The 3,681-nt window shown below is 32.8% G+C and carries 6 protein-coding genes and 1 riboswitch; of the genes, 4 read left to right on the top strand and 2 right to left on the bottom strand.

Features of this window, described 5'->3' with window-relative positions; all coding sequences use genetic code 11:
* Positions 1 to 234 precede the first annotated feature (234 nt).
* From B5D12_RS09955 to B5D12_RS09940, 4 genes are all read left to right on the top strand, one after another.
* Positions 235 to 819: a hydrolase gene (locus B5D12_RS09955; RefSeq protein WP_200803032.1), complete on the top strand. Its 585-nt coding sequence runs from the start codon at positions 235 to 237 to the stop codon at positions 817 to 819.
* A gap of 96 nt (positions 820 to 915) precedes the next feature.
* Complete coding sequence (locus B5D12_RS09950; protein WP_078756653.1) at positions 916 to 1,347, top strand: MarR family winged helix-turn-helix transcriptional regulator; 432 nt, start codon at positions 916 to 918, stop codon at positions 1,345 to 1,347.
* 43 nt (positions 1,348 to 1,390) lie between these two features.
* Entirely contained in the window at positions 1,391 to 1,606 is a 216-nt protein-coding gene (locus tag B5D12_RS09945) for a pirin family protein (protein ID WP_200803031.1), read from the top strand.
* Positions 1,607 to 1,613: 7 nt separating this feature from the next.
* Entirely contained in the window at positions 1,614 to 2,081 is a 468-nt protein-coding gene (locus tag B5D12_RS09940) for a hypothetical protein (RefSeq protein ID WP_078756652.1), read from the top strand.
* A gap of 56 nt (positions 2,082 to 2,137) precedes the next feature.
* Here the strand turns inward: B5D12_RS09940 and B5D12_RS09935 are convergent, their stop codons facing one another.
* Entirely contained in the window at positions 2,138 to 3,064 is a 927-nt protein-coding gene (locus B5D12_RS09935) for a DUF4268 domain-containing protein (protein ID WP_078756651.1), read from the bottom strand.
* A 52-nt stretch (positions 3,065 to 3,116) separates the two neighbouring features.
* Positions 3,117 to 3,332, bottom strand: a complete 216-nt coding sequence (locus tag B5D12_RS09930) for a hypothetical protein (protein ID WP_078756650.1) — start codon at positions 3,330 to 3,332, stop codon at positions 3,117 to 3,119.
* Positions 3,333 to 3,499: 167 nt separating this feature from the next.
* A riboswitch (SAM riboswitch) is annotated at positions 3,500 to 3,599 on the bottom strand.
* Positions 3,600 to 3,681 lie beyond the last annotated feature (82 nt).

Below are 3,681 nucleotides of genomic sequence, written 5' to 3'. Positions count from 1 at the left end.
GTGATGATGTGCTAGAATTAGTATGCGTCATGTGATTTCATCCTTATCTATTGAGAGTGTGGTAACTTCAATAATAACATGAAATTCACATGGCGCTTTTTTATTTAATTGGATTTTTTGAAGTGGCTAACTTTATTATAAAATCCGCCAAAGTTATTAAAAAAGCAATTTATGCTTTAAATGATAAATATTTAAATTAGTGAAATTCAAGGAGGATATTATGAATTCAAAAAAATTAGAGATCAAAAAGTCGATCATTTACTAACACCAGAAAACGCAGCTTTTATAGCAATAGACTATCAACCTATTCAAGTTAGTTCTATAAAAAGTATGGATCAAGAAGAACTTGTAAAAAATATTACAAAGACTGCAAAGCTTGCGAAACTTTTTAAACTTCCAACAGTTTTAAGCACAGTTAATGTAAAAAAGGGTGAAAATGAACCTCAAATAAAAGAAATTGGAGAAGTTTTCCTAGATATTGAACCAGTGGATAGAACTACAATAAATTCTTGGGAAGATGAGGAGTTTTATGATGCTGTAAAGAAAACTGGAAGAAAGAAGCTTATTATGACAGCACTTTGGACAGAGGCATGCCTTAGTTTTCCAGCACTTGATGCTGTAAAGGAAGGGTATGAGGTCTATGTTGTAGTAGATGCCGTTGGAGGAACAAGTGAAGTTGCACACAAAGCTGCACTTAGACGTATGGAACAAGATGGAGCAAAACTTATTAGTTTCGCACAACTTGCTTGTGAACTTCAAAGAGATTGGAATAGGGAAGAAACAAAAGAAGAATTTGCAAAAATTTTGTTTAGTAAATAAGAGGCTAATTTAATAAAGCTCACTTTGTAAGAAAGAGATATTTGTTTTAAATTATTTTTGATGGCAATATATCCAGTTAGATTATTGAGGGAGTATATGGATATTTCGTTAAAATTAATAGTAGCACTTCATAGATGCATTGATAAGATCGATAAGAAAACCATGAAACTTGCTCAGGAGGAAGGTTTGACCTTTGGACAGTTTGAAGTTTTGGAAGTTCTTTATAGTAAGGGAGATATGAGCATTGGAAATGTAATGAGAAAGATTTTAAGCAGTGTTGGAACTATTTCTGTTATTGTAAACAATTTGGTAAAACTTGATTATATCGAAAAAATTCCTTGTGAAAGCGACAAGAGAGTTTGCATTTTACACCTAAAGGACAAGGGAAGAGATGTCATTGAAAGGGGTGTTGTTAGAAATACAGAAATGTTAGAAAAGTCTTTTTTAATGTTAACAGAAGAAGAAAAAGAAAATTTGCTCATAATTTTAAAGAAAATTGGAGGTATATACGGAAAGAAAAGTAATTAAAAAAGTACAAGGTTTTAGAACGAAAGACGGTGCAGGAGTAAGCTTGGTAAGAGTTTTGGGGCATGAAACTGTGGAGGATTTCGATCCAATTTTAATGCTTGACTCCTTTGACAGTACAAATCCAGAGGAATATACTGCAGGTTTTCCAATGCATCCACATAGAGGAAATGAAACAGTTAGCTATCTTTACAAGGGAAAAATGGTTCACAAAGACACTCTTGGCAATATAAAGGTAAAAAACTTTTGTGTGGGGGTGTGATCGGAGAGTGAGGAAAACTAGTGATTGCCCATCAAGGACTTTAAAGGAAGATGAGCTGCATCAAATCATAGTAATTGCCATTAATCAATTTACAGAAGATAAAAGCATGGTTCTGGAGAATTTAGAATTGATATTGAAGAATACATTAGACTCAGAATATGATAAACCGATTGAAAAGTTACATGAACTTCAAAAAGAACTAATTGGACTTCACGATGACAGACGATATGATCAAATTGTGGATGAGCTCGAAGCATTGAGGAAATTAAAGCAAGATATTTTGATTGAAAATGCGATTAGAGAAGAGAAACGAGAACGAATTTCTGATATTAAAGTATTTTTGAAAACTTCGCAAGTTGAGATTGAAGAGTATGAAGAAGCTCTTGTTCATCGGTTAGTAAGTAAAGTAATAATACACGATGAAAAAGTTGAAGTTAGTTTGAAAACAGGGGAAGTAATAACTGTCAATCAATAAAGAGAGTCATAGGCACTATGCTAGGGTGCGTAGTGCTGTGACTCTCTTTATAATTCTTAGAAATATCTAGTAAAAACATTTCTGATATCTATTACTCGTTCTATTACTTGTTCCATTAATTCGGGATAATTTGAATGGTCATTGAAATCTAAACCGTTAATCCTACTAATAATTTGTGAATGCTTTTTATTTTCAAACTTATTCCAATCAAGGTCAAAATCAAATTGATTGCTTATTTCTTCTTTTTTAGCATGTAATTGATCAAATAAATCCGTATCATTATTAACTAATAAAGTAACTTCAATGATGTTATTTTGGTTAACTAACGAGATGACAATAAAAGCTAAACCAGTACCGATGCCAACAGCATATCTGTATGAGGTACTAGCATTTCTTATTCCAAAAGGTTTACCTTTTTCTTCAATCAAATCGTTGAATGCTTGCCAAAATGTTAATCTTTCAGATTGGGAAGTATTTAGGTCATCATTTGATTTACTCACACTGATAGTATTCATTAAAAAATTATTTGGTTGTTCAACTACTTTAAAATTAGGGGCAGGTAAGGAATCACCTATTTTATATGCTGCAATCTCGAGTAAAAAGAAAGATATATCTTCATTCGTATTATTATTTAACCATTCAATTGCACTTCGGTGTTCTTCTCTAGCTTCTTCAACTATCCAAATAATTACTTCTGCTTCTAGGCCTGAAGCATATGTAATAATTTTACCTAGATGGTCATGGTTTGATTTATGAAACTGATTTTCAATAATAACCAATTTATCTGAGCTTTGGTCTTTTGCAACTATATCACAACGATAGCTACCAACAAATTTTTCTTTTTGGATATCAACTAGAGTAAGCCCCGTAATTTCATTAAGATAGACTATGTTTTCTTCTAAAGCTAACCAATTAGAAAAATCATATTGCTCGTGAGCCCATAATTCTCTTACATTTACCTCTTCAAGTCTCCCAATAGACATAAAATTCCTCCTCGCTATATATTGTATATTATAGCTTAATGGCAATTAATAATTAAATATGTTTAAATTCAACATCTGTATATGTGAAGTCAAACAAAAGTTCCACCAATGAATCATAAGTCTCCTGATCAAATGCCTCCTCAAAGTTCTGGTAGTCATTAATACTCCCATTTCCGACACAACAAAGACAGACTCTACCAATATGACTACCGGCATTAGGCTGATGAGTATTCACTAAAAATATCCAATCTTGTTCACTCAATTCCACACTTTGACTTCTGCGAAATCTTAAGTGGGGCATAAAACCTAGCGCTCTAATACCCTCAATAAACTCTTCAAAAGTAACTTTTTCTCTAGCAACATTCCAACCACTCCTAGTTATTTTTTAAATTAAAAAAAGCACAACGAGATTCGTCGTGCCAAATAACTGGGTTAGACTCATCTTTCTCTTTCGAGTTGGATTTAGCACCTTGCCAAAAGGTAGGTTGCTGCAGTTTCATCGGGCCAATTCCCTCTGCTTACTGTAAAATAATTGTTGGTCAGCTAAAAGCAAAAAAGATAATCCTCTGCTATACTGTAAGTAGGTAAAAACACACAGAAAGGTAGAGGATTATCCA

Origin of the sequence: Globicatella sulfidifaciens DSM 15739 (assembly GCF_900167405.1) — a bacterium.
GTDB lineage: Bacteria > Bacillota > Bacilli > Lactobacillales > Aerococcaceae > Globicatella > Globicatella sulfidifaciens.
This window is presented reverse-complemented; position numbering and strand designations above follow the sequence as displayed.